Source organism: Nonomuraea sp. NPDC005692 (assembly GCF_040631115.1).
In the GTDB taxonomy this organism is placed as follows: domain Bacteria; phylum Actinomycetota; class Actinomycetes; order Streptosporangiales; family Streptosporangiaceae; genus Nonomuraea.
This window is the reverse complement of sequence record NZ_JBEXYU010000006.1, coordinates 368,992-392,374: the sequence shown is the minus strand read 5'-3', so window position 1 is coordinate 392,374 and position 23,383 is coordinate 368,992. Positions and strand designations below refer to the sequence as shown.

23 protein-coding genes are annotated in these 23,383 nt (G+C 72.5%); 7 read left to right on the top strand and 16 right to left on the bottom strand.

The features are described from left to right. Positions 1–64 precede the first annotated feature (64 nt). Genes ABZ459_RS17000 through ABZ459_RS16990 form a run of 3 tightly spaced genes read right to left on the bottom strand, consistent with a single transcriptional unit; the run spans position 65 to position 3,938 of the window. Complete coding sequence (locus ABZ459_RS17000; protein WP_357971166.1) at positions 65–2,290, bottom strand: [protein-PII] uridylyltransferase; 2,226 nt, start codon at positions 2,288–2,290, stop codon at positions 65–67. After that, on the bottom strand, positions 2,287–2,625 hold the full coding sequence (locus tag ABZ459_RS16995; protein WP_352321406.1) for a P-II family nitrogen regulator: 339 nt from the start codon (positions 2,623–2,625) through the stop codon (positions 2,287–2,289). Before ABZ459_RS16995 ends, ABZ459_RS17000 begins: the two co-directional genes overlap by 4 nt. Further along, positions 2,622–3,938: an ammonium transporter gene (locus ABZ459_RS16990; protein ID WP_357971165.1), complete on the bottom strand. Its 1,317-nt coding sequence runs from the start codon at positions 3,936–3,938 to the stop codon at positions 2,622–2,624. The genes ABZ459_RS16995 and ABZ459_RS16990 overlap by 4 nt, the downstream gene beginning before the upstream one ends. Before the next feature lie 192 nt (positions 3,939–4,130). Between ABZ459_RS16990 and ABZ459_RS16985 the strand changes: the two genes are divergently transcribed. After that, the gene (locus ABZ459_RS16985) at positions 4,131–5,051 is read left to right on the top strand and encodes an iron-siderophore ABC transporter substrate-binding protein (RefSeq protein ID WP_357971164.1); all 921 of its coding nucleotides are present in this window, start codon (positions 4,131–4,133) and stop codon (positions 5,049–5,051) included. Here ABZ459_RS16985 and ABZ459_RS16980 read toward each other — a convergent pair. Both ABZ459_RS16980 and ABZ459_RS16975 read right to left on the bottom strand, forming a co-directional pair. Then, a complete protein-coding gene (locus tag ABZ459_RS16980; protein WP_357971163.1) occupies positions 5,035–5,799 on the bottom strand; it encodes an MOSC domain-containing protein in 765 nt (254 codons plus the stop codon). The genes ABZ459_RS16985 and ABZ459_RS16980 overlap by 17 nt on opposite strands. Before the next feature lie 10 nt (positions 5,800–5,809). Continuing rightward, entirely contained in the window at positions 5,810–6,613 is an 804-nt protein-coding gene (locus ABZ459_RS16975; protein WP_357971162.1) for an alpha/beta hydrolase, read from the bottom strand. Positions 6,614–6,692: 79 nt separating this feature from the next. Here ABZ459_RS16975 and ABZ459_RS16970 point away from each other — a divergent pair, with 79 nt between their 5' ends. Then, positions 6,693–7,259, top strand: a complete 567-nt coding sequence (locus ABZ459_RS16970) for a TetR/AcrR family transcriptional regulator (RefSeq protein WP_357971161.1) — start codon at positions 6,693–6,695, stop codon at positions 7,257–7,259. Between the two features lie 73 nt (positions 7,260–7,332). Here the strand turns inward: ABZ459_RS16970 and ABZ459_RS16965 are convergent, their stop codons facing one another. The 5 genes from ABZ459_RS16965 to ABZ459_RS16945 form a co-directional block, all read right to left on the bottom strand. After that, positions 7,333–8,274, bottom strand: coding sequence for a sigma-70 family RNA polymerase sigma factor (locus ABZ459_RS16965; protein WP_357971160.1), 942 nt, complete (start codon positions 8,272–8,274; stop codon positions 7,333–7,335). A 106-nt stretch (positions 8,275–8,380) separates the two neighbouring features. After that, positions 8,381–9,526 (bottom strand): imidazolonepropionase, encoded by a 1,146-nt coding sequence (hutI, locus tag ABZ459_RS16960; protein WP_357971159.1) that lies wholly within the window; start codon positions 9,524–9,526, stop codon positions 8,381–8,383. After that, positions 9,523–10,845 (bottom strand): formimidoylglutamate deiminase, encoded by a 1,323-nt coding sequence (locus ABZ459_RS16955; protein WP_357971158.1) that lies wholly within the window; start codon positions 10,843–10,845, stop codon positions 9,523–9,525. Before ABZ459_RS16955 ends, hutI begins: the two co-directional genes overlap by 4 nt. Further along, a complete protein-coding gene (locus ABZ459_RS16950; RefSeq protein WP_357971157.1) occupies positions 10,836–12,005 on the bottom strand; it encodes an allantoate amidohydrolase in 1,170 nt (389 codons plus the stop codon). Before ABZ459_RS16950 ends, ABZ459_RS16955 begins: the two co-directional genes overlap by 10 nt. Positions 12,006–12,038: 33 nt before the next feature. After that, positions 12,039–12,725 carry an SDR family oxidoreductase gene (locus ABZ459_RS16945; RefSeq protein ID WP_357971156.1) on the bottom strand — a complete coding sequence of 229 codons (687 nt, stop codon included), beginning with the start codon at positions 12,723–12,725 and terminating at the stop codon, positions 12,039–12,041. A 55-nt stretch (positions 12,726–12,780) separates the two neighbouring features. On the opposite strand from ABZ459_RS16945, the gene ABZ459_RS16940 reads away from it, so the two are divergent. From ABZ459_RS16940 to ABZ459_RS16930, 3 genes are read left to right on the top strand one after another with little or no spacing between them, the layout of a single operon-like run. Further along, positions 12,781–13,314, top strand: coding sequence for a PadR family transcriptional regulator (locus ABZ459_RS16940; RefSeq protein WP_357971155.1), 534 nt, complete (start codon positions 12,781–12,783; stop codon positions 13,312–13,314). Positions 13,315–13,322: 8 nt separating this feature from the next. Further along, a complete protein-coding gene (locus tag ABZ459_RS16935) occupies positions 13,323–14,276 on the top strand; it encodes an ATP-binding cassette domain-containing protein (protein ID WP_357971154.1) in 954 nt (317 codons plus the stop codon). Beyond that, positions 14,273–15,022, top strand: a complete 750-nt coding sequence (locus ABZ459_RS16930) for an ABC transporter permease (RefSeq protein WP_357971153.1) — start codon at positions 14,273–14,275, stop codon at positions 15,020–15,022. The genes ABZ459_RS16935 and ABZ459_RS16930 overlap by 4 nt, the downstream gene beginning before the upstream one ends. Here ABZ459_RS16930 and ABZ459_RS16925 read toward each other — a convergent pair. The 3 genes from ABZ459_RS16925 to ABZ459_RS16915 all read right to left on the bottom strand — a co-directional run bounded on the left by ABZ459_RS16925 (position 15,002) and on the right by ABZ459_RS16915 (position 19,504). Continuing rightward, complete coding sequence (locus ABZ459_RS16925) at positions 15,002–15,835, bottom strand: MurR/RpiR family transcriptional regulator (RefSeq protein ID WP_357971152.1); 834 nt, start codon at positions 15,833–15,835, stop codon at positions 15,002–15,004. The genes ABZ459_RS16930 and ABZ459_RS16925 overlap by 21 nt on opposite strands. A gap of 68 nt (positions 15,836–15,903) precedes the next feature. Beyond that, a complete protein-coding gene (hutU, locus tag ABZ459_RS16920; protein ID WP_357971151.1) occupies positions 15,904–17,553 on the bottom strand; it encodes a urocanate hydratase in 1,650 nt (549 codons plus the stop codon). Between the two features lie 244 nt (positions 17,554–17,797). Beyond that, positions 17,798–19,504 carry an ABC transporter ATP-binding protein gene (locus tag ABZ459_RS16915; protein WP_357971150.1) on the bottom strand — a complete coding sequence of 569 codons (1,707 nt, stop codon included), beginning with the start codon at positions 19,502–19,504 and terminating at the stop codon, positions 17,798–17,800. Between the two features lie 225 nt (positions 19,505–19,729). On the opposite strand from ABZ459_RS16915, the gene ABZ459_RS16910 reads away from it, so the two are divergent. Together ABZ459_RS16910 and ABZ459_RS16905 are read left to right on the top strand one after the other, a co-directional pair. Next, positions 19,730–20,305, top strand: a complete 576-nt coding sequence (locus ABZ459_RS16910) for a PadR family transcriptional regulator (RefSeq protein ID WP_357971149.1) — start codon at positions 19,730–19,732, stop codon at positions 20,303–20,305. Next, positions 20,302–21,099 (top strand): SGNH/GDSL hydrolase family protein, encoded by a 798-nt coding sequence (locus tag ABZ459_RS16905; protein ID WP_357971148.1) that lies wholly within the window; start codon positions 20,302–20,304, stop codon positions 21,097–21,099. The genes ABZ459_RS16910 and ABZ459_RS16905 overlap by 4 nt, the downstream gene beginning before the upstream one ends. On the opposite strand, the gene ABZ459_RS16900 is transcribed toward ABZ459_RS16905, so the two are convergent. Genes ABZ459_RS16900 through ABZ459_RS16890 form a run of 3 tightly spaced genes read right to left on the bottom strand, consistent with a single transcriptional unit; the run spans position 21,066 to position 23,381 of the window. Continuing rightward, positions 21,066–21,758, bottom strand: coding sequence for a hypothetical protein (locus ABZ459_RS16900; RefSeq protein WP_357971147.1), 693 nt, complete (start codon positions 21,756–21,758; stop codon positions 21,066–21,068). The two genes, ABZ459_RS16905 and ABZ459_RS16900, sit on opposite strands and share 34 nt — an antisense overlap. A gap of 35 nt (positions 21,759–21,793) precedes the next feature. Beyond that, positions 21,794–22,552: a hypothetical protein gene (locus tag ABZ459_RS16895; RefSeq protein ID WP_357971146.1), complete on the bottom strand. Its 759-nt coding sequence runs from the start codon at positions 22,550–22,552 to the stop codon at positions 21,794–21,796. A 58-nt stretch (positions 22,553–22,610) separates the two neighbouring features. Continuing rightward, positions 22,611–23,381: a hypothetical protein gene (locus tag ABZ459_RS16890; protein ID WP_357971145.1), complete on the bottom strand. Its 771-nt coding sequence runs from the start codon at positions 23,379–23,381 to the stop codon at positions 22,611–22,613. Positions 23,382–23,383 lie beyond the last annotated feature (2 nt).

The following is a 23,383-nucleotide window of genomic DNA, read 5'->3' as shown; positions in this document are numbered from 1 at the left end:
TCCGACTTAACAGGCATTTCGGACACAATCGTTACATATGTGACCGACAGTTGTTCACTGTTGGTTATCGCAGTGCGGCCAGCACCTGATCGCGGACTTGAACTCGCTGCGCGCTGTCGCTGAGGGGGCGACCGGCGCGGTCCACGACATAGAAGACGTCCACCGCCTCCGCGCCGAGAGTCTCCACGCGGGCGGCCCTCACGTCAAGACCGCACTCACCGAACGCCCGTCCGATGCGCCACAGGAGCCCCGGCCTGTCATGGGCCCTGACTTCCACCACGGTGGCCGTCGCGGAGGCGTCGTCGACCAGTGTCACCCGAGGTGGAGCCACAGGTACCCGCGGCGGCCGCACGGACCGGCTCCGGCGGGCCAGCCGCTGCTCGATGTCAAGACGGCCGGCAAGGACGAGACGAAGGTCGGCCTCCAGGGTGGCGGGGTCGGGCGGCGAGCCGTACTCGGGCACGACGGCGAACTCGATGACCGCCGTGCCGCCCGCCGAGGCGGCCGACGCCGAGCGCACGACCATCCGGTGGGCGGCCAGTACCCCGGCGGCGCTCCACAACAGCCCGGCCCGGTCGGGCGCGACGACGGTGACCGCCCCGCCGTTGACGCGGACCGCGCCGCCGCCGTGCCGGGCCAGCGCCGCCTGCTCGGGCGGGATCGAGGGCGCCCTGGGCGGCGGCGAGCCCGACAACACGGACCTGACGCGGCGGACGAGGTCGGCGACCAGCCCGGCCTTCCAGGCGTTCCAGGCGGCCGGCCCGGTCGCGTTGCCGTCGGCGACGGCCAGCGCGGCCAGCAGGTCGAGCACCTCGCGGGAGCCGACCGTGGCGGCGACCTTCTCGATCGTGACCGGGTCGTCGAGGTCCCTGCGGGTGGCGGTCTCGGGCAGCAGCAGGTGGTGGCGTACGACGGTGGCCAGCGTCTCGACGTCACGGGCGGGCAGCCCCATGCGCCGGGCGATGTCGCGGACCACGACCTCACCCGTCGCCGAGTGGTCGCCCGGCCAGCCCTTGCCGATGTCGTGCAGGAGCGCGCCGATCAGCAGCAGGTCGGGACGGGAGACCTCGCGGGCGTGGCCGGCGGCGTTCGCGGCGGCCTCGATCAGGTGCCGGTCGACGGTGAAGCGGTGGATGGGGTTGCGCTGCGGACGGTGCCGTACGCGTTCCCAGTCAGGAAGCAGCTTGACAATGACGCCCGCCTGGTCGAGCTCCTCCCACACCGGCACGGCGGCCCGTCCCGCGCCGAGGATCGACACCAGCGCGTCGCGCGCCTCCTCGGGCCACGGCACCGGCATCGAAGCCGACTGAGCAGCCAGGACGGACACCGTGGCGGGCGCCAGCGGCAGCCCCGAGTCGGCCGCCGCGGCGGCGGCGCGCAGCACCAGGACGGGGTCCTTGCGCGGGTCGGCGCCCCTGGCCAGCACCACCTCGCCGCCGTGCTCGACCACGCCGTCGGCCAGCGGGCGACGCCCTCGCGGGACCGGCCCTGACAGCAGCCTGTCAACGGTGCGCCAGGTGGCGTCGAAGGCGTGGGAGACGGTCCGGCCCGCCTCGGCGAGCCGGCGCATGAGGGCCTCGGCGTCCAGCAGGCCGAGCAGCCCGGCCACCGCGTCCTGCTCCTGGAGCACCAGCCGGTCGGCGCCGCGCGCGGTGACGACGTGCAGCGCGTGCCGCACGTCGAGGATGAACTCGTGGGCCTCGCGCGCCCGCGGTCCCGGCGCCGAGGCGACCCACGCCGCCGCCACGGCCTGCATCGCCTGGACGTCGCGCAGCCCGCCGCGGCCGTCCTTGAGGTCGGGTTCGAGGAGGAAGGCCAGCTCGCCGCTGACCTGCGCCCGCTGGTCGGCCGACGCGCGCAGCTCGCCCAGCCTGCGCCGCGAGTCGGCCCGCCACTCGGCCAGCACCGCCTCCCTGGCCCTCCTGGTCAGCTCGGGGTCGCCGGCGACGTGCCTGGCCTGGATGAGGCCGAGCACGGCCTTGAGGTCCTGCCTGGCCACGGCCACGGCCTCCGTCACGGTCCGCACGGAGTGGTCGAGGCCGACGCTGGAGTCCCAGATGGGGTACCAGATGCGCTCGGCGATCCGCGCCACGTCGGCCCGCCCGTCGTGCAGCAGGACCAGGTCCAGGTCGCTGCCGGGGGCCGGCTCGCCGCGGCCGAGGCTGCCGACGGCGACCAGGGAGACCTGGTCGCCGTCGCTCGCCGTCCTGAAGAGGTCCTTGAGCCAGCGGTCGGTGTCCGCGGTCCGCTCCTTGCGGGCCGCGGCGTACGAGCGCGCCTCTCCTCTCACAGGGCCTCCGGCCCTCGCTCTCCGGTGCGTACGCGCACGGCCGTGTCGACGGGCACGGACCAGACCTTGCCGTCGCCGATCTTGCCGGTGTGCGCCGCCTTGACGATGACGTCGATGACGTCCTCGGCGTCGTCCTCCTCGGTCAGCACCTCCAGGCGCACCTTCGGCACCAGGTCCACCTGGTACTCGGCGCCGCGGTAGACCTCGGTGTGGCCGCGCTGGCGGCCGTAGCCGCTGGCCTCGCTGACCGTCATGCCCTTGATGCCGAACTGCTCCAGCGCCGCCTTGACGTCGTCGAGCTTGAACGGCTTGATGATCGCGGTGATGAGCCTCATGCCTCCACCTTCTTGGGAGCCGGAGCCGGGGTGAGCGGACCGTTCGGGGTGGTCACGCCGGAGGCGTAGACCGTGCCGAGGTCGTACCCGGTCTCGGCGTGCGTGGTGACGTCGATGCCGGTGAGCTCGTCCTCGGCGGAGATGCGGAAGCCCATGGTCCTGTCGATGAGCTTGCCGACGATCCAGGTGGCGGCGAACGAGTAGCCGCCGACGGCGACCGGGCCGAGCACCTGCAGCCCGAGCTGACCGAGGCCGCCGCCGTAGAACAGGCCCTTGCTCTGCTGGTCGAGGAAGGGATAGGCGGCCAGGAAGCCGAGCGAGACGGCGCCGATGACGCCGCCGACCAGGTGCACGCCGACCACGTCGAGCGAGTCGTCGAAGCCCAGCCGGTACTTCAGGCCCACGGCGTAGGCGCAGACGGCCCCGGCGGCCAGGCCGATGACCATCGCGGCCCACGGGTCCACGAAGCCGCAGGCCGGCGTGATGGCGACCAGGCCGGCGACCGCGCCGGAGGCGACGCCGAGGCTGGTGGCGTGGCCGTCGCGCATCTTCTCCACGACGAGCCAGGCCCCCGCGGCGACCGCCGTGGCGATCTGGGTGTTCATGAACGCCAGCCCGGCGGTGCCGTCCACGGCCAGCTCCGAGCCGGCGTTGAAGCCGAACCAGCCGAACCACAGCAGGCCCGCGCCGAGCAGGACCAGCGTGAGGTTGTGCGGCCGCATCGGCTCCTTGCGCCAGCCCTGGCGCTTGCCGAGCACGAGGGCCAGGGCCAGCGCCGCGGCGCCGGCGTTGATGTGGACGACGGTGCCGCCGGCGAAGTCCTCGATGCCCATGGTGTTGAGCCAGCCGGTGCCCCACACCCAGTGGGCGACCGGGAAGTAGACGACGGTGGCCCAGACCACGCTGAACAGGATCCACGCGCCGAACTTCGCCCGGTCGGCGATCGCGCCGCTGATCAGGGCGACGGTGATGATGGCGAACGTCAGCTGGAAGGCCGAGAAGACCAGGCTCGGCATGCCGGTGCCGTCGTCCTTGGTGGCCGTCTCCACCAGGCTCTGCAGGCCCAGGGCGTCGAAGCCGCCGACGACGTTGTTCAGCAGCGAGCTGCCGTTGTCGGTGAAGGCGAGCGAGTGCCCGAACAGCACCCAGGCCACGGTGACCGTGATGATGGCGCCGAAGGACATCATCATCATGTTCAGGACGCTCTTGGCCCTGGTCATGCCCCCGTAGAAGAACGCGAGACCCGGAGTCATCAGCAACACCAGCGCGGTGGCCGCGAGCATCCAGGCTGTGGTGCCGCTATCGATCTTCACGACGCGACCCTCCTTACGTGTGACGTGTTGCCACAGCGTGTTCGGCCGGGGTTTCGTGGCTCGACCTGCAGTGTTTCGCGCCGGTGAATCTCGCCGGCACGGTGTTTCGGGTAGGTTTCGGCCCCTTCACACGCGCCGATCCGGCCATGAGATACTTAGGGTTGCCTAACCTAATAGATCAAGGAATCCCTCATGCGTCTCCGGCTTCTGGCCCTGCTCCCCGTCCTCGCCCTGGCCGCCTGCGGCACCTCGACCGGCACGGAGGACGCCGGCCCCACCCGGACCGTCAAGCACGCCATGGGCGAGACCAAGGTGCCGATGACCCCCAAGCGGGTCGTCGTGCTCGACACCGACAAGCTGGACACGATGGTCTCCCTCGGCATGGCCCCCGTCGGCGCGGCCCAGGCGGGCGAGAACCAGACCTGGCCGGAGTACCTCGGCTCGGCGTTGTCGGCCACCAAGCCGGTCGGCACGCTCCAGCAGCCCAACATCGAGGCGATCATGGCGCTCAAGCCGGACCTCATCCTCGGCTCGAAGTTCCGCCAGGCCGCCTTCTACGACAAGCTCAGCAAGATCGCGCCGACCGTGTTCACCGAGAAGGTGGGCATCACCTGGAAGGAGAACTTCCTGCTGGACGCCGAGGCCCTGGGCAAGAAGGAGCAGGCGTCCGGGCTGCTGTCGGCGTACGAGCAGCGGGCCGAGGCGCTCGGCGGGAAGTTCTCGAAGCTCTCGGTGAGCATCGTGCGCTTCATGCCCACCGAGATCCGCATGTACGGCCCCGAGTCGTTCAGCGGCATCGTGGTCGCCGACGCCGGCGTCCAGCGGCCCGAGGCCCAGCGCCTGGCCGACCAGGACGACAAGCGCTTCGGCAAGCTGAGCCAGGAGAACATCGCCAAGGCCGACGGCGACGCCGTCTTCTACAGCGCCTACGGCGAGGCCGCCGCCAAGTCGCAGGCCACGGTGACCGGCGGCCCGCTGTGGAAGAACCTGGCCGCGGTGAAGGCCGGCCACGCCCACGACGTCGACGACGAGATCTGGATGACCGGCATCGGCGTCACCGCCGCCGGCAAGATCCTCGACGACCTGGAGAAGTACCTCAGCCCGCTGGCCTGACCCGGTCGCCCTGGGCGATCCGGCCGGGGCGCAACACCCGCGCGTAGACGCCCGCACACGCCTGGAGCCCGGCCTCCAGCACCTGGACCCTGTTGTGCCGGGCCACCACGCGCAGCGCCTCGGTGTCGCGGCCGAGCGTGCCGTGGGCGAGCGTCGGCACCGCGCAGCGCGGGCTGGCCACGATGACCTGGAGCACGACCTCGTCCCCGACGTGCAGCTCGCGCCCCACCCAGTCGTTCTCGGCGAAGCCCGCCGCCTCCGTCCTGATGATCAGGTTGGGCCGGTAGCGGAGGGCTTCGACGTGCCCGCGCGGGCTGAGCTCGCCGATGCGGTCGATCGTCGAGGTGGAGATCAGGTGCAGGGGCGCGAAGTCGAAGAAGGTTCCCTCCGGCGAGGCCCCGCCGAGCGTGCCCACCGTGTACGGCACCTCCGCCTCGATGCCCTCGGCCAGCACCCGCTCGGGCACCGACCGCTCCAGCTCGGCCCCCTCCGGCGGCACGTCGATCAGCCGCACCTCGCGGCCGAGCAGCTTCGACAGCTCCTCATCGCCCGGCACGGCGGCGCCTTCGAGGGTCAGCAGGTCGCGCCAGAGCCGCGGGTTCTTGGCGCTGGCGATCTTCCCCGTGGCGACGTCGAGCACCGCCCGGGCCCGGTCGCCGGCCAGGCCGCGCTCGGTCACCTCGCTCTCGGCGATCTCCTCGCCCAGCATCGACTTCACCGGATAGCGGCGCAACGTCTCGACATACATGATCGAGAGCTTAGGGCCGGCCCCAGAAACGGCGCAGGTGGGGGACCAGCTCGGCGGCCCGCTCGTCGGGGAAGAACAGCCGCCCGCCCTCGATCTCGACGACCTCCCGCACGCCGGGGATCGTGTCGCGCAGCCAGCGGGCCCAGCTCACGTCGAAGAACACGTCGCCGGTGCCCCACACGACCAGCGTCGGCACGGTGAGCACGGTGAGCTGCGGCTCGATGGCGACCATGTCCGCGGCGTCGATCGAGGCCAGCAGGCGTTCGAAGGCGCGGCCGCCGCCCGGCTTGGCCAGGATCGGGCGCAGGTAGGCGTCCACCAGCTCGGCGGGGTCGTCGATGTGCTCGTAGCCGGCGCCCAGGGCGGTCCCGGCCAGCAGCTCCGGGTGGTCCAGCACGGCGGCCACCAGCCCGGCCAGCTCGCCCCTCGCGGCCAGCTCCACGGTGTCCTTGAACGCCTCCGGCGGGGTGTTGGTGTGCACGTCGCAGTTGGTGAGGGTGAGCGAGCGCAGCCGTCCGGGGTGGCGTACCGCGAAGACCTGGGCGACGGCGCCGCCGGTGTCGTTGGCCACGAGGTCCACCTCGGCCAGGCCGAGCCCTGCGCACAGCTCCTCCACGGCCTCGGCCAGCGCGGGGATGGACAGGTCTTCGCGCGGCTCGCTGCCGCCGTGCGCGGGCAGGTCCAGGGCCACGCAGCGGCGCTCGTCGCGCAGCTCGGCGATGACGTTGCGCCACAGGTACGAGCTGGTGCCCACGCCGTGCACGAACAGGGTCACCGGGCCCTGGCCCACGTCCACGTAGTTGATGCCGTCCATGCCGACTCCCTCTCGATTACAGACCGACTGTCGGTCTAGAAAATTACCGACCGTTGGTCGGTTTGTCTAGAGTGAGGGCATGAACCTCAAGGCGGAGCGCGGCGCGGCCACCCGCGACAAGGTCCTGGCCATCGCCACGCGGCTGTTCGCCGAGCGGGGCTACGACGACACGTCGATCGAGACCGTGCTCCAGGAGTCGGGGCTGAGCCGCGGGGCCCTGTACCACCACTACGCGGGCAAGGACGCGCTGTTCGAGGCGGTGCTGGAGGCCACGGAGTCGGCCATCGGCGTCAAGATCGCCAAGGCGGTGCGCGGCATCGCCGACCCGGCGGCGGCGCTGCTGGCGGGCGCGCTGGCCTGGGTCAGACTGGCGGGCGATCCGGTGATCCGGCGCATCGTGCTCATCGACGCGCCCGCGGTGCTGGGGTGGGAGAGCTGGCGGGCGATGGAGGAGCGGTACTCCTTCGGCATGCTGAAGGCGGCCCTCCAGGCGACCGGCGCGGTCCCCGACGACTACGTCGACCTGCACGCCCACATGCTGCTGGCCGCCGTCAACGAGAGCGCCCTGCTGGTCGCCAGGGGCGGCGACACGGAGACGGCCGAGGCCGCCGTGGAGGAGTTCCTGCGCCGCGTCCTCAGGCCGTAGAAGGCCCTCAGAGCCCGGAAACGGCGCCGCCGCCCGGAAGGCCGGGCGGCGGGGCCGAAGAAGTGGAGAAAGGTCAGGCGGCGGCGTTGGCCATGCGGCGCAGCCGGGCCAGGGCGTCGCGCTCGATGCGGCGGGCGCGGTCGCGGCCGATGCCGTAGCGCTCCCCCACCTCGGTCAGCGTGTGCTCGCGCCCGTCGACCAGCCCGTAGCGCCAGCGCAGCATCTCGCTGGTGTCGCCCTCCAGGCCGGTGAGCCACTGGTCGAGCCGCTCGCGCTCGAGGATGTCGATGGCCTGCTGCTCGGGATCGGCCCACGTCTCGTCGGCGATCATGTCACCGAGCTCGGTCTCGTCCTCGTCACCCACGCCGAGCTGCAGCGACACCGGGTCGGAGGCCCAGCGGCGCAGCTCGCGCACCCGCTCGATCGGCAGGTCGAGGATCTCGGCGAGGTCGCCGTCGGTCGGCTCGGCGTCGAACTCGGCCAGCAGGTCGCGGCGCACCCGCATCAGCCGGGTCATCTGCTCGCCGGCGTGCGTCGGCAGCCGGACCGGACGGGCCTGCTCGTGGATGGCCCGTCCGACCGACTGCCTGATCCACCATGTCGCGTAGGTGGAGAACTTGTACCCCCGGCGGTAGTCGAACTTCTCGACCGCTCGAACCAGGCCCAGGTTCCCCTCCTGGACCAGGTCGATGAGCGGCATCCCCCGGCCCGAGTACTTCCGGGCCACCGCCACCACCAGGCGCAGGTTGGCCTGGATGAACTCGTCCTTCGCGCGCTGGCCGGAGACGGCCAGGCGCTCCAGCTCCTCGTCGGCCGCGTCCCCGATGCGCGGCTCGGAGCCTCCGCTGTCAAGGAGCTGCTCGGCGAACAGGCCCGCCTCGATCCGCTTGGCGAGCTCCACCTCTTCCTCCGCCGTGAGCAGCGGGACCCGGCCGATCTCGGCCAGATACGTCCCCAGCAGGTCGCGATCAGCGACGTGCTGCTCCTGCGTGCGACTCCCCGTAGGCCTTGCCATCCCCTGGCACCTCGTTCCGCAGCTGCGTCCTATATCCGGCCAACGTCCGGCCGGAAGCAAAGATTCCCTAAACAGCTACGTCAGAGGGAGGGTCTTGGACGTCCTCCTAAAGGAGGAGACCGGCCTGAAACACCTGGTGGACAAGGGGAACACCGGGTCGGTACGCCAGGTGGACATAGGAGGGGGCGTCGAGCACGACCAGGTCCGCCCTGGCCCCCTGCCGCAGCCACCCTACGTCCGTGCGGCGCAGCGCGCGGGCCCCGCCGTACGTGGCCGCGCGCACCGCCTCCAGCGGCGTCATCCCCATCTCGCGCACCGCCAGCGCCACGCAGAACGGCATGGACGAGGTGAACGACGAGCCCGGGTTGCAGTCGGTGGCCAGCGCGACCGTGACGCCCGCGTCGAGGAGCCGCCGGGCGTCGGGATAGGGCGAGCGCGTGGAGAACTCGGCCCCCGGCAGCAGCGTCGCCACCGTCCCGCTCGATGCGAGGGCGTCGACGTCGGCCGCCGACAGGTGGGTGCAGTGGTCGGCCGAGGCCGCGCCCAGCTCGCAGGCGATGCGCACGCCGGGCCCCTCGGTGAGCTGGTTGGCGTGCACCCGGGGCTGGAGCCCGGCCTTGATCCCGGCGTTCAGGATCTCCCTGGTCTGGTCGCCGTCGAACGCACCGCGCTCGCAGAAGACGTCGACCCATTTGGCGTAGGGGGCGCAGGCGTCGAGCATCTCGCCCGTCACCAGCCGGACGTAGTCGTCGGCGTCGGCGCCCTCGGGGACGACGTGCGCGCCCAGGTAGGTCGTCTCGTCGGTGAGGGTGGTGGCGATCTCCAGCGAGCGGCGCTCGTGCTCGGCGGAGAGCCCGTAGCCGCTCTTGATCTCCACGGTGGTGGTGCCCTGCGCGAGCATCTCCTCCACCAGGGCGCGGGCGTGCGTGGCCAGGTCGGCGTCGCTCGCCGCGCGGGTGGCGGCGACGGTCGTCCTGATGCCCCCGCCGGTGTACGGCTGCCCCGACATGCGGGCCTGGAACTCGGCCGTACGGTCGCCGGCGAACACCAGGTGGGCGTGGCTGTCCACGAACCCGGGCAGCACGGCCCGGCCACCGGCGTGCAGGCGCTCGTCGGCGGCCGGCGCCTGGGCGGCGGGGCCGACCCAGGCCACCAGGCCGTCCTCGACGACCAGCGCCGCGTCGGTGATCTCCTCGCGCTCGGGGTCGCCGGTGTAGAGCAGCCCGATCCCGTCGATCAGCGTGGTGGTCATCGCACCTTTCCTATCGCCTCGGAGAGCATGTGCCCGACGTCGCCCAGCTCGTGACGGCCCTGCGCGACCACCCGGCGGCCGCCGGAGACCACCGAGTGCACGTCGGAGGCCGTGGCCGCGAACACCACGGCCTCCAGCCCGCCGATGCCCGCCGTGCGCACCGAGTCGAGGCGGACCGACACCAGGTCGGCCCACGCCCCGGGGATGAGCCGGCCGGCGTCGGCGAAGCCGAGCGAGGTGTGCCCGGCGCCGGTGGCGGCGGTGAGCAGGTCGGCGGCGCTCCAGTGGCCGCGCCGCTCGCTGGTCAGCCGCTCGTCGAGCTCGACCGCGCGGGCCTCCTCGAACAGGTCGATCACGGCGTGGCCGTCGGAGCCCAGCGTGATCGGGGTGCCGCGGTCGGCCGCCGCCCTGGCCGGGCCGACGCCGTCGGCGAGGTCGCGCTCGGTGGTGGGGCACATGCAGATGTACGTGCCCGACTGGCCGAGCAGCTCCACGTCGGAGTCGGTCAGATGGGTGGCGTGCACCGCGGTCGAGCGCGGCCCCAGCACGCCGCGCTCGTGCAGGATCTGGACCGGCGTGGCGGCGTACGTCTCGGCGCAGGCGGCGTTCTCGGCGCGCTGCTCGGAGACGTGCGCGTGCAGCGGGGCGCCGTGCCGGTGGGAGAACTCGGCCACCACCGGCATCTGGTCGGGCGGCACCGCGCGCACGGAGTGGACGGCGGCCCCGATCTCCACGTCGTGCTGCCCCTCGTAGGCGGCGGCCAGCTCGTCGGCCCTGGCCGCCCAGCCGTCGGCGCTGCCGTCGCTGAAGCGCAGCTGGGTGCCCGACAGCGGCACGCCGATGCCGCCGGACAGGTAGCAGGTGTCGAGCAGCGTGATGCGCAGCCCGGCCTCGCGCGCGGCCTGGACGAGCGCGTGGCTCATCACGTTCCGGTCCTCGTACGGGCGGCCGCCGGGGCCGTGGTGCAGGTAGTGGAACTCGCCCACGCAGGTCACCCCGGCCAGCGCCATCTCGGCGTAGACGGCCCTGGCGAGCTGGAAGTAGGTGTCGGGGTCGAGCTTGCCCGCGACCTCGTACATCTGGTCGCGCCAGGTCCAGAAGTCGCCCTTGCCGCGCTGGGTGGCGCCGCGCAGGGCCCGGTGGAAGGCGTGGGAATGGGCGTTGGCCAGGCCGGGGATGGTCAGGCCGGACAGCCGCTCGGCCGAGCCGGGCTCGCCCCGCCCGATCCGGGCGATCCGGGCGCCCTCGACCTCGATGAGGACGCCGTGGGCGACCCCGTCGGGCAACCAGGCCTGCTCGCACCAGTAGGTCAGCGACACAGATCCTCCAGCACGTCCGCGAGTGCCACCACTCCCGCATGGCAGTCTGCCTGGTCGGCGTGCTCCTCGGGGGAATGGGACACGCCGGTGGGGTTGCGTACGAACAACATCGCGCTCGGGACGCCCGCCGTGGCCAGGATTCCGGCGTCGTGGCCCGCTCCGGTCGGCAGGATCGGCGCGGGCGTGTCGCCGCCCGCCACGCGGGCCAGCCGGTCCCTCAGCGCCGCGCCGAAGGCGACCTCGGGGGTCCACGACTCCTCGCGCACGTCCGCGCCGGCCGCCGCGGAGAGCTCCCCGACCAGGGCGCGGACCGCGGGCTCCGCCGGGCCTCGGGCGTCCAGCCAGGCCGTGACCAGACCGGGGACGGCGTTGGCGTTGCCGGGCGAGACGCGGGTCTTGCCGACCGTGGCCACCACGTCGTGCCGCTCGGCCGCCTCGCGGGCGGCCAGCACCAGGCGGGCGAAGGGCAGCATCGGGTCGTCGCGGTCGGCCAGCCGGGTGGTGCCCGCGTGGTCGGCCCTGCCGTGGAAGTCGAACCGCCACCGGCCGTGCGGCCAGATGGCGCTGGCCACGCCCACCGGGCGGCCCTCGTGCACCAGGCCGCGGCCCTGCTCGACGTGGAGCTCGACGAACGTGCCGACGGTGGCCAGGGTCTCGGCGTCGGGGCCCACGGTCTCCGGCTTGCGGCCGGCCCGCGCCATGACGTCGGCCAGCGTGTCGCCCTCGTCGTCGGTGAGCGCGAGCGCGCGTTCCGGCGTGAGCGCGCCGGTGAGCAGCCGGGAGCCCATGCACGGCACGCCGAACCTGGCCCCCTCCTCGTCGGTGAAGCAGGCGACGCCGATCGGCCGGCCCGGCGTGACCTGCCGTTCGCGCAGCAGGTCGACGGCGGCGAAGGCGGACACCACGCCGAGCGGGCCGTCGTAGGCGCCGCCGTGGCGCACGGAGTCGAGGTGGCTGCCGGTGACCACGCCGGGCCGGCGCGACGGGTCGCCCCACCAGGCCCAGAGGTTGCCGTTGCGGTCTTCCCGCAGGTCGAGCCCGCGGCGCGCGGCCTCGCCCGCGAACCACCCGCGTAGCTCCATGTCGGCGGCCGACCAGGCGTCTCTCACGTATCCGCCGGAGCGGGGATCTCGTCCTATGTGCGCGAGTGGTTCAAGCATGGGTCCACTGTAGTGAATGGATCCATTCAATTGTCAGCTGGCCGGGCCCGCGCTCGGTCTGATGGTCAGTTCGGTGAGGTGGGCGTCGGGTCCGGCGTTGATCGTGGCGAGCACGGCCCGCGCGACGCTCTCCGGGGTGAGGTACTTGTCCGGTTCGTACGCGCCGCCCTCCTGCTCGCGTACGCCGCGCTGCATGTCGGTGGCCACCCGGCCCGGGTAGACGGTGGTGACCCGCAGCTCGGGCTCCTCCAGGCGCAGCGCGTCGGCGAAGGCGCGCAGGGCGAACTTGCTGGCCGCGTACGAGGCCCAATCGGGGTTGGCCCGCTGCCCCGCGCCGGAGTTCACGCAGACGACGTGCCCCCGGGCGTGGCGCAGCGCGGGCAGCAGCAGCCGGGTCAGCTCGGCGACCGCGACGACGTTGAGCTCCATGGTCGTGCGCCAGTTGCCGACGGGCTGGTCGGCGATCCGGCCGAGCAGCGCGATCCCGGCGCTGTGCACGAGCACGTCGAGCCGTTCGACGCCGCTGACGTCGGCCTCGGTGAGCCGGGTCAGCTCGACGGGCCAGGGCCGCGCGTCGGGCAGCTCGCCCGCCAACTTGGCGAGCGCGGACTCGTCCCTGCCGCCGAGGATGACGTGATGCGTGGGGCCCAGCGCCCGCGCCACGGCCTCGCCCACACCGCGGGAAGCGCCGGTGACCAGCGCAGTCGGTCGTTCAGTCATGGGGCCGAGTTTATGACCTTGACGAGCATTCAAATTTGAGTACAAACTTGAGCACATGTCGGCGTCCACGCGCATCCTGATCCTCGGTTCCCTGCTCGACGGCCCCATGAACGGCTACGGCGTACGCCGCCGGCTGGAGATGATGGGCGCCGACACCTGGGCCAACGTCGCCTTCGGGTCGATCTACCACGGCCTGGGCAAGATGGCCGACGAGGGGCTGCTCATGGTCGTCGAGGCCGGCAAGGGCGGCAAGGTCGTCTACGAGCTGACCGAGGCCGGCCGCTACGAGTTCCACCGGCTGCTCATGCACGGCTGGTCCGAGGTGAGACCCGTCGTCGACCCCTTCCAGGTCGCGCTGACGTTCATGAACCGGCTGGAGAAACAGGAGATTCTCGACGCCCTGCATGGCAGGATCCGGCAACTGCGACTGAACATCGAGACCATCGACCACGCCTACGGCACCAAGCAGCGCTACGGCGAGCCCCGGCACCTCGACGAGAACCTCCGCCTGACCCAGGCCATGCTCCAAGCCCAGCTCGACTGGGTCGAAGGCGCGATCGGCCGGGTCGAGAAGGACGAACTGCCCTGAGGAGAAAAATGATCATTGAGGCACGTGAGTTACGCAAGACGTTCACCACCAGGAGCCGCAAGGGCTCGCAGACCGTCGAGGCCGTGCGCGGCATCGACCTCGACGTGGAGAAGGGCGAGATCTTCGGCGTGCTCGGCCCCAACGGCGCCGGCAAGACCACGACGATCCGCATGCTGGCCACGCTGATCACGCCCGACTCCGGCACCGCCGTCGTCGCCGGCCACGACCTGCGCAAGGAGCCCCAGGCCGTGCGCCGCCGGCTCGGCTACGTCAGCCAGGCGGGCGGCGTGGAGGACACCACGAGCGCCCGCGCCCAGATCATGATGGCCGCGAAGATCCACGGCGTGGCCGACCCGAAGCAGGCGACGGCCGACGTGCTCGACCGCTTCGACCTCGCCGACATGGCCGACCGGCCCGGCCGTACGCTCTCCGGCGGCCAGAAGCGGCGGGTGGCCATCGCGCTGGGGCTGGTGCACGCCCCGCCGCTGCTCTTCCTCGACGAGCCCACCACCGGCCTCGACCCGCAGAACCGCGCGAACCTCTGGGACCGCATCAGGCAGCTCCGCGAGGCCGGCACGAGCGTGCTGCTCAGCACCCACTACCTCGACGAGGCCGACGCGCTCTGCGACCGGCTGGTGATCGTCGACCACGGACGCATCGTCGCCGAGGGCACGCCCGGCGAGCTCAAGCGCGAGGTCTCCGGCGACGTCGTCACGCTGCGGCTGGCCGAGCCCGAGCGGGCCGCCGAGGCGCTCAGGCCCCTGGCCCGCGAGGTCCGCCTGGACGAGGACGCCCTGCGCGTCTACGTCGACGACGGCGAGCACACGCTGCCCGCGCTGCTGCGCGTCCTCGAGGAGCAGGGCATCGGCCTGCGCTCGATCGCGCTCGACCGCTCCACGCTCGACGACGTCTTCCTGGCCAAGACCGGCCGGTCCCTGCGCGACACCGGAGCCGCCGCATGATCCGCCACATCGCCCTGTTCACCGGCTACGAGCTGAAGAAGTCCTTCAGCAACCCGGTCTGGCCGCTGTTCGGCATCCTGCAGCCGGTGCTCTACCTGCTGATGTTCGCGCCGCTGCTCAAGGACCTGACGCCGGGCCGCAGCACGGTCGACGCCCTGCGCATGTTCACGCCCGCGTCGATGATGATGATCGCCGTGTTCGGCTCGCTGTTCTCCGGGTTCGGCCTGATCGCCGAGCTGCGCAACGGCTCGCTCGAACGGTACGCCGTCAGCCCCGCCTGGCGGCCGGCCATCGTGCTCGGGCGGGTGGCCAAGGACATGGTCGTGCTGGTGTGCCAGGCGGTCCTGGTGCTGGTCGTGGCCGTGGCCATGGGCGTGCGCATCGGCGGCGTCGAGCTGGTGCTGGTGCTGGCGCTCATGGCGGCCACCGGGCTGTTCGCCTCCGGGCTGTCACAGGGGCTGGCGCTGACCGTGCGCGACGAGAACGGCATGTCGCAGACGCTCAACCTGTTCATGTTGCCGATCATGCTGCTGGCCGGGCTGTTCATCCCGATCGCGTTCGCGCCCGGCTGGATGCGGGCGATCGCGCCGGTCAACCCGCTCTACCACGCGGTCGAGGCCGGGCGGGCGCTGTTCGCCGGGCGGCTCGGCGACCCGTCGATCCCGATCGCGTTCGCGCTGTTCATCGTGCTCGCGGTGCTCACAACGATCTGGTCGATGCGGTCGCTACGCAGGATCGCCGGGTAGGAACGTGCCGGCCTCGTCGGTCATCCGCTCGTACTCCTCCAGCCTGGCCCTGGTACGCAGCGGGGCGGCGTCGGCCATGGCCTCGACCAGGGCCATGGCGAGGGCAAGGGGGGCCGCGTGGGAGTCGAACACCAGGCGGTCCCCGACCGGGCCGTCGAGCACGACCTCGGCCGGGAAGTCCGCTTTGTCGGTGATGGCGGCGACGCGCAGGCCGAGCTTCCCGGCGTACTCCAGCGCCTGCACGACCTCGGCCGGATAACGCGGGAGCACCACCGCCACCACCCACTCCGCGCCCGCCCGCCGCGCCGCGTGCAGCCCCTCGACCAGCTCGGAGCCGCCATGGGTGAGCAGGCGTACGTCGGGATGGATGCGCCTGGCGTAGTAGGCGAAGGTGGTGGCCAGGCCGCAGGAGACCCGCAGGCCCAGCACCGGCAGCGGCTCGGTGGCGGCGAGCTGCTCGCCCAGCTCCTTGAGCGGGAGGGCGGCCAGCCGCTCGCGGACGACGGCGAGGTTGCGGATCTCGCTGTCGATCGCGTTGCGCAGCAGGCTCTCCTGGGGCGCGACCACGCCGCCGCCGAGCACCAGCGGGCGCAGCGCCTGGCGCAGCTCGGGATAGCCGGCGAAGCCGAGCACCATGGCGAACCTGGTCACCGACGGCTGGCTGACCCCGGCCCGCTCGGCCAGCTCGACGCTGGACAGGAAGATCGCCTCGTCGAGGTGCTCGCCCAGGTAGTGGGCGATCCTGCGCTGCACCGGCGACAACCTCCGGCCGTCGAGCAGCACGCCGAGTCCACCGTGATATCCGTCAGCCACGCCACCTCCAACACTCCTCCACCGGCATTCTCATCCCCCGCGCCGGGCGGGGGACGGCGACGGCGGGGTCAGGACTCGCGCATGGGGATGCGCACGCCACGGGCCTCGGCCACCTCGGCGGCCTCCTCGTAACCCGCGTCGACGTGCCGCATCACGCCCGTGCCGGGGTCGTTGGTGAGGACGCGGTTGAGCTTCTCCCCGGCCAGCGCGGTGCCGTCGGCGACCGTGACCTGCCCGGCGTGGATGGACCGGCCGATCCCCACGCCGCCGCCGTGGTGGATGGACACCCAGGCCGCGCCGGAGGCGGTGTTGAGCATGGCGTTGAGCAGCGGCCAGTCGGCGATGGCGTCCGAGCCGTCGGCCATGGCCTCGGTCTCCCGGTACGGCGAGGCCACCGACCCGCTGTCCAGGTGGTCACGGCCGATCACGATCGGCGCCTGGAGCTCGCCGGAGGCCACCATGTCGTTGAACCGCTCGCCCGCGACGTTGCGCTCGCCGTAGCCGAGCCAGCAGATGCGCGCGGGCAGCCCCTGGAAGTGCACCTTCTCGCCGGCCTGCGCGATCCACCTGGCCAGCGGCTCGTTGTCGGGGAACAGCTCCAGGATCGCGCGGTCGGTCGCGGCGATGTCGGCCGGGTCGCCGCTCAGCGCGGCCCACCGGAACGGCCCCTTGCCCTCGCAGAACAGCGGCCTGATGTACGCCGGCACGAACCCGGGGAAGTCGAAGGCCCGCGTGTACCCGGCGAGCTGGGCCTCCCCGCGGATGGAGTTGCCGTAGTCGAACACCTCGGACCCGGCGTCCTTGAAGCCGACCATGGCCTCGACGTGCCGGGCCATCGACGTGCGCGCGCGCTCGGTGAAGCCGGCCGGGTCCTTGTCGCGTTCGGCGCCCATGTCCTCGAAGGCGACGCCGACCGGCAGGTACATCAGCGGGTCGTGCGCGGAGGTCTGGTCGGTGACGATGTCGATCTCGGCGCCCGCGGCCAGCAGCTCGGGCAGGGCCTCGGCGGCGTTGGCCACGACGCCGATGGACAGCGGGCGGCGCGCGTCGCGTGCCTCGTAGGCCAGCCGCAGCGCCTCCTCCAGGGAGGCCGCCTGCACGTCGAGGTAGCGGTGCTCGATGCGGCGGGTGACCGAGCGGGGGTCGCAGTCGATGCAGATCGCGACGCCGCCGTTCATGGTGACGGCCAGCGGCTGGGCTCCGCCCATGCCGCCGAGGCCGGCCGTGAGGGTGATCGTGCCGGCCAGCGTGCCGCCGAACCGCTTCGCGGCGACCGCGGCGAACGTCTCATAGGTGCCCTGGAGGATGCCCTGGGTGCCGATGTAGATCCACGAACCGGCGGTCATCTGGCCGTACATGGTGAGGCCGGCCGCCTCCAGGCGGCGGAACTCCTCCCAGTTGGCCCAGTCGGGGACCAGGTTGGAGTTGGCGATGAGCACCCGGGGGGCCCATTCGTGGGTGCGGAAGACGCCCACCGGGCGGCCCGACTGGACCAGCAGCGTCTCGTCGCCCTCCAGGGTGGTCAGGGTCCTGACCATGGCGTCGAAGGAGGGCCAGTCGCGGGCGGCCCTGCCGGAGCCGCCGTAGACGACCAGCTGCTCGGGGTGCTCGGCGACCTCGGGGTCCAGGTTGTTCTGGAGCATGCGGAGCGCCGCCTCCTGCGGCCACCCCTTCGCGGTGATCGTAGTGCCTCGCGGTGCGCGCACGCTGCGGCTCATGGTGACCCTCCTGAATGAACACATTCACCTTTGTCACCCGAAGACTACGGTGGACCGCGTCCAGCGGTCCACCGCAGGCAGCAGGCGAAGCCTGCGCCTACGGTCCCAAAACGCCCAGCGGTCCACCGCAGGCAGCAGGCGAAGCCTGCGCCTACGGTCCCAGAACGCCCAGCGGACCACCGTAGGCAACAGGCGAAGCCTGCGCCTACGGTCCCGAAACGCCCAGCGGACCACTTTGCGGCCTTCAGCTCACCAGGAACTGGGTGGCGGCCAGTTCGCGGTAGAGGTCGTCGCCCGCGACGAGTTCGGCGTGGGTGCCGACCGCCCGTACGCCGCCCGCCTCCATCACCACGATCCGGTCGGCGTTCGTCACGGTGGACAGCCGGTGGGCGATGACCAGTACCGTCGTCTCGGCCGCCACCTCGGCGATGACCTCGCGCAGCCGCAGCTCGTTGACCGCGTCGAGCTGGGACGTGGCCTCGTCGAGCAGCAGCAGCCTGGGCCTGCGCAGCAGCGCCCTGGCGATGGCGACCCGCTGCCGCTCGCCGCCGGACAACAACACCCCGCGGTGACCCACCGCCGTGTCGAGCCCTTCGGGCAGCCGGGCGACCAGGTCGTCGAGCCGGGTGCGGGTGACGGCGCGGCGCAGCTCGTCCTCGGTGGCGTCCTGGGCGGCGAAGAGCAGGTTCTCGCGCAGCGTGCCGGCCAGGACGGGGGCGTCCTGCTCGACGTAGCCGAGCGCGCCCCGAAGCTCGCCGAGCGGCCAGTCACGGATGTCCCGGCCGCCGATGGAGATCAGGCCGTCCTGGTGCTCGTAGAAGCGTTCGAGCAGGGCGAACACCGTGGACTTGCCCGCGCCCGACGGCCCGACCAACGCCGTGAGCCCGCCCGCGGGCACCTCGAAGGTGACGCCGTCGTGCACGGCGGGACGGTCGTCGCCGTACCGGAAGACGACGTCCTCGAACCGCAGGCCCACCGGCGTGCTCCCGGCCGGGACGGCGGCGCTGACCGGCTCGCCGGGCAGGTCCTCGATCTCCTTGATGCGCCGCATCGCGGCCAGCCCGTTCTGGAGCTGGACGGCACCCTGGACGAGCTGCCCGATCGGCGGCACCAGGTAGAACAGGTAGAGCAGGAACGCGATCAGGGACGAGACCTCCAGCACGCCCGACGCGACCCGCGACCCGCCGACGGCCAGCACGCACAGGAAGGCGATCTGCACGGCCATCCAGGTGGCCACGCCGGCCAGCGACGTCCAGCCGGCCACCTGCAGCCCGCGGTCGCGGGCGCGCTCGGCCGCCTCCCCCACGACCGCGATCTCCCGCTCCTCCGCGCCGCTGGCCTTGACCGTCCGGTACGCCTGCAGCGCCCGGTCCAGCACGGCTCCCATCTCGCCGACGGCCTCCTGGGCCTGCGTCTGCGCCCGCTGGATCCGCGGCATGATGAGCGCGACCAGGCCGCCGATCACCACCACCACGAGCAGCGTGACCAGCAGCAGCACGCCGTCCATGGTGGCCATCATGACGATCGCGCCGACCAGCATGAAGACCGCGCTGACCGACTCCACGATCCCGTTGGTCAGCACCGCGCGCAGCAGCGTCGTGTCGCTCGTCACCCGCGACATCAGGTCGCCGGGCTTGAGCCGGTCGACGTCGGCGACCCTGAGCCGGAGCATCCGGTCGACGAGCCTGCGCCGGGCGCCCAGGACGACGCCCTCGCCGGTGCGTTCCATCAGGTAGTTGCCCCCGGCCGAGACGACGGCTCCGACGAGCACCGCCACGGTCAGCCCTAACAGCGGCGCGGCCAGCGACTGGTCCTCGCCGAAGGCGTCCACGACGTACTTGGCCAGCAGGGGCATCGCGAGCCCCGCCACCGAGCCGATCAACCCGAGCAGACCGCCCGCGATCAGGATTTTCCGGTGCGGCCGGATGTAGGCCAGCAGCTCTTTGAGCACCCCAACTCCCCTCACGACATTTCTCGAAATTTCCCAACGAACGGCGCAGCGCGATCCGCACCGCCACGCCAGGGTCAACTTAGATTGACGACCAAAGTATGTCAACTTTCGTTGACGCCTCCTCCTTGGGGAGGAGGCGCACGGGCGATCGCCCCCCTCTGGCACCGGGATCGGCGGCGGCCCTATAGTCATGTCCATGAGTAGTCATGTTCTTGAGCATCGCTGATGGCGTTGCGGCATGCCGTGCTGGCGGCGCTGCTCGACGGCGAGTACAGCGGCTACCAGCTCACCAAGATCTTCGACGTGGGCGTCTCCAACTTCTGGTACGCCGCCCCCCAGCAGCTCTACGCCGAGCTGACCAGGCTGGAGGCCGACGGCCTGGTCACCGGCCGGGAGGTGGTCCAGCGCGGCCGTCCGAACAAACGGCTGTTCTCGGTCACCGCGGCCGGTCTGGACGAGCTGGCCGCCTTCGTCGCGGCCCCGGCCAAACCGTTGCTGCTCCGCGACGACCTGGCCGTCAAGGTCCACGCCGCCGACCGGCTCGACCCGGCGCCGCTGATCGCCCAGCTCCTCGACCGCGCCGGGGAGGCCGCCGCCAAGCTCGCGTTCTTCGAGAAGACCCTGCTGCGCCTGCGCGGCGACCGTGACGAGGAGTCGTTCCTGCGCGAGGGCGAGCGGGTCGGCCCGTACCTGTCCTGCCTGGCGGGCTGCCGCCTGGAGCGGGAGATGCGCGACTGGTGCCTGAGCACCGCCCGGACGCTCGGCGAGCGCGCCGCCCGTACCCCTGAGGAGAACCCGTGACCTACACCCGTTACGTCGCGCTCGGCGACAGCCAGACCGAGGGCCTCGGCGACGGCGACGACGTCCTCGGCCACCGCGGCTGGGCCGACCGGCTCGCCGAGCACCTGGCCGGCGGCAATCCCGGCCTGCTCTACGCCAACCTCGCGGTGCGCGGCCGGGTGGCCGCCCAGATCCGCGCCGAGCAGCTTCCCGTCGCGCTGGAGCTCCGTCCCGACCTGGCCACGGTCATGGCGGGCATGAACGACATCATCCGTCCCGGGTTCGACGCCGCCGCCGTCGCGGCCGACCTGGAGCACATGTTCGCGGCGCTGACCGGAGCGGGCGCGCGGGTGGTGACGGTCACGTTCCCCGACATCGGCAGGATCGCGCCGCTGGCCAGGCCGCTGCTGCCGCGCGTGCTCGACCTCAACGCCCGCGTCCGCGAGGCCGCCGCCCGGCACGGCGTGACGCTGGTGGACACCTTCCCCGACACGGCGGTGACGGACGCGCGGTTGTGGAGCCCCGACCGGCTGCACGCCAGCCCGGCGGGGCACGCCAGGTTCGCCGCGTCGGTGGCGTACGCGCTGGAGCTGCCCGGCAGCGACGACAGCTGGAACCTGCCGCTCCCCGTGCTGCCACCGCCCGGCCGCCTGCGTACGGCGGCGGCGGAGGCACGCTGGCTGGGCTCGTTCGCCGGCCCGTGGATCGCCCGGCGCCTGCGGGGCCGCTCGTCGGGCGACGGCCGGGTGTGCAAGCGCCCGGTGCTCGCGCCGGTGCCGGATCAGTCGACCTCGGGCAGGTCGGGGTCGTCGTAGTCGGCGTCGCCGTCGTCGGCCCTGCGCAGCTTGATGTCCTCGGTCCATTCCCGGGCGAAGGCGCGGATGTCCTCGATGTGCCGTTCGTCCAGGCCGTGGGCCTCGAAGCGTTCGTCGCTCATCAGCTCGACGAACTCCAGCCGCATGAGCAGTTCCTGCGGCGAGAAGTCGTCGAGGTGGACGGCGGCGAGGCGTTCGAGGTCGCGGAAGGAGAACGCGTGCGCCGCCGAGGCCGCGTCGGCGACGTCGGCGGGCAGCCCTCTCTCGTGCAGGTCGCGCACCCGCAGCCCGATCACGTCCGCCGGGGCCGCCACCGGCAGGCCGTCGCACACGACCGGGGGCTCGCGCAGCGCCTCGCGGGTCAGGGCGATCTCGGCGTCGTGCCCGGTGGACGGGTCCGTGACGGTCAGGCGGACCGCCCACGCGGTGCTCTCGGCCACCTCCGCGACCAGCCCGCCGGCACGCAACGCGGCCACGACGTCGCCCGCGGCGGACGGCAGCGGCCGTTCGGCGGCGGTCACCAGGTCGAGGCCGTCGACCAGGCGGTCGGTGAAGCCGTGGACCCGCAGCGCGTGACCGCCGGCCAGCAGCAGCCCGTGCCGCTCGCCGGCCGGCGACAGGGCCCGCAGCAGGCGCTCGGGGAACGGCGGTAAGCGCATCAGAGCGCGGCGGGGGGCGCGAGCGGTGTCATGGGTCAAGTATGCCGACGGCCACGCCGGCTGGAGGGCAGGTCGTGCCGCCCCGACAGGAACTCCTGGAACGCGATCTTGGCCCTGATGACCGGCCGCCGCCAGCGTTCCTCACGGTGGACGGCGGTGGCCAGCTTGCGGGGCGAGCGTCCGCCGCGGAAGAACCAGCGGGCCCACGGCGAGCCGGGCCGGGCCAGGCGCACGGCGCCCACCAGGAGCAGTAAGGGCAGGAACAGCCCCGCCATCCCGGTCCAGATCTTGCCCTTGAGCAGCGTGATCACCGCCAGCGCGAGGTTGGCCACGATCAGCGCCGCCGGGTTGACGGGCGTGCCGTAGTCCCAGGTCAGAGGGCGCAGGCCGATGAGGAGCAGGCCGGTCACGGCGACGGCGATGAAGACCGCGTCCACCGAGGTGCGCCCCTCCTCCTCCCAGTAGACGTCGTGCAGGTGCAGGATCAGCGCGAACTCGTCCAGCACGAGGGCGGAGCCGACGCCGAACACGCAGGCGGCGACCACCTGCCCGGCCTGCGTGGCGCCGTTGACGATGAGCCCGGTCACGCCTCCGATGAGCATGAGCACGACGCCGAACACGACGTGGTGGATGTGCATCTCGCCCACGTTCACGTTGCGGAACCAGCCGACCTTGGCCCTGATCAGGCGGACGTTGATGCGGGTGGCGATGAACGCCACGATGAGCGTGACGAAGTAACAGAACAGCGGCAGCCGTCCCGTGGTGACGATGTTGCTCTGGAACCAGTTCCCCATGACCTTAGAAGTCGATGGTACGAGCCGGAACAGCCTTGTATGTCCGCCGTGGGAGCGCTCATGAGGCGGCTCTCGCCTGGAGGGCCCGTTCGTAGCCCTCGATGACGAGCTGCCGCCTGAGGTTGTCGCGTACCTGGTCGAAAGGGGGCGCGCCGGGGGCCGCGGTGCTGGCGTACCGGTCGCGCAGGCGGCGTTCGGACAGGTCGAGGGTGGCCGCGTGCAGCTTGCCGAGCGCCGAGTCCAGCTCGGCGGCCCGCACCTGCGCGTAGGTGTACTGGTCGTAGGAGGGCACGCCCGGGATCGGGCGGCCGGAGCGCGCGGCCTGCGCGCGCCGGGCGTTCTCGGCGGCCAGCTCGCGCTGAAATCCCTGCTCGCTGACGTCGGCGAGCAGGCCCGCCTCGCGGGCCCAGATCCGCCGCGCCTTGTCCAGCACGGCGGCCCGCACCGCCCGCTCCCTGAGCCGCCGCGCCGGGGTGACGCCGTCGCGGGGACGGTCCCAGAAACCCGGGCCGAGCCCCTGGGCGGCGAACTCGGAGATCACCTCGGCGCGCACGGTCTCGGCCGCCCTGAGCACCTCGGCCCCGCTCACCGGCTCCCCCTCGAACGTGACGACCGTGTCCCCGGGACGCATCCCGAGCACCTCCGCCACGCCCGCGGACGCCGCCCGCGCGGGTACGCCGCCCCCGGCCTCCCTCCCCAGCACCGCGATGCCGACGACGAGCACCCCGGCCAGGGCGAGAGCCGCCCACAGGACCCGCCCGCGCGCCGGGAACCCCGGACGAGGGCCGGACGCCCGGCGCGGCCGGCCGGGAGCCGGGGTGCTCGTCATGG

Bases quoted from the DNA above. Each gene is read 5' to 3' on its own strand.
- ABZ459_RS16995 (WP_352321406.1), bottom strand. From the start codon at position 2,625: ATGAGGCTCATCACCGCGATCATCAAGCCGTTCAAGCTCGACGACGTC.
- ABZ459_RS16985 (WP_357971164.1), top strand. From the start codon at position 4,131: ATGCGTCTCCGGCTTCTGGCCCTGCTCCCCGTCCTCGCCCTGGCCGCC.
- ABZ459_RS16980 (WP_357971163.1), bottom strand. From the start codon at position 5,799: ATGTATGTCGAGACGTTGCGCCGCTATCCGGTGAAGTCGATGCTGGGC.
- ABZ459_RS16975 (WP_357971162.1), bottom strand. From the start codon at position 6,613: ATGGACGGCATCAACTACGTGGACGTGGGCCAGGGCCCGGTGACCCTG.
- ABZ459_RS16970 (WP_357971161.1), top strand. From the start codon at position 6,693: ATGAACCTCAAGGCGGAGCGCGGCGCGGCCACCCGCGACAAGGTCCTG.
- ABZ459_RS16965 (WP_357971160.1), bottom strand. From the start codon at position 8,274: ATGGCAAGGCCTACGGGGAGTCGCACGCAGGAGCAGCACGTCGCTGAT.
- hutI (WP_357971159.1), bottom strand. From the start codon at position 9,526: ATGACCACCACGCTGATCGACGGGATCGGGCTGCTCTACACCGGCGAC.
- ABZ459_RS16950 (WP_357971157.1), bottom strand. From the start codon at position 12,005: ATGCTTGAACCACTCGCGCACATAGGACGAGATCCCCGCTCCGGCGGA.
- ABZ459_RS16945 (WP_357971156.1), bottom strand. From the start codon at position 12,725: ATGACTGAACGACCGACTGCGCTGGTCACCGGCGCTTCCCGCGGTGTG.
- ABZ459_RS16940 (WP_357971155.1), top strand. From the start codon at position 12,781: ATGTCGGCGTCCACGCGCATCCTGATCCTCGGTTCCCTGCTCGACGGC.
- ABZ459_RS16935 (WP_357971154.1), top strand. From the start codon at position 13,323: ATGATCATTGAGGCACGTGAGTTACGCAAGACGTTCACCACCAGGAGC.
- ABZ459_RS16930 (WP_357971153.1), top strand. From the start codon at position 14,273: ATGATCCGCCACATCGCCCTGTTCACCGGCTACGAGCTGAAGAAGTCC.
- hutU (WP_357971151.1), bottom strand. From the start codon at position 17,553: ATGAGCCGCAGCGTGCGCGCACCGCGAGGCACTACGATCACCGCGAAG.
- ABZ459_RS16910 (WP_357971149.1), top strand. From the start codon at position 19,730: ATGGCGTTGCGGCATGCCGTGCTGGCGGCGCTGCTCGACGGCGAGTAC.
- ABZ459_RS16900 (WP_357971147.1), bottom strand. From the start codon at position 21,758: ATGCGCTTACCGCCGTTCCCCGAGCGCCTGCTGCGGGCCCTGTCGCCG.
- ABZ459_RS16895 (WP_357971146.1), bottom strand. From the start codon at position 22,552: ATGGGGAACTGGTTCCAGAGCAACATCGTCACCACGGGACGGCTGCCG.
- ABZ459_RS16890 (WP_357971145.1), bottom strand. From the start codon at position 23,381: ATGACGAGCACCCCGGCTCCCGGCCGGCCGCGCCGGGCGTCCGGCCCT.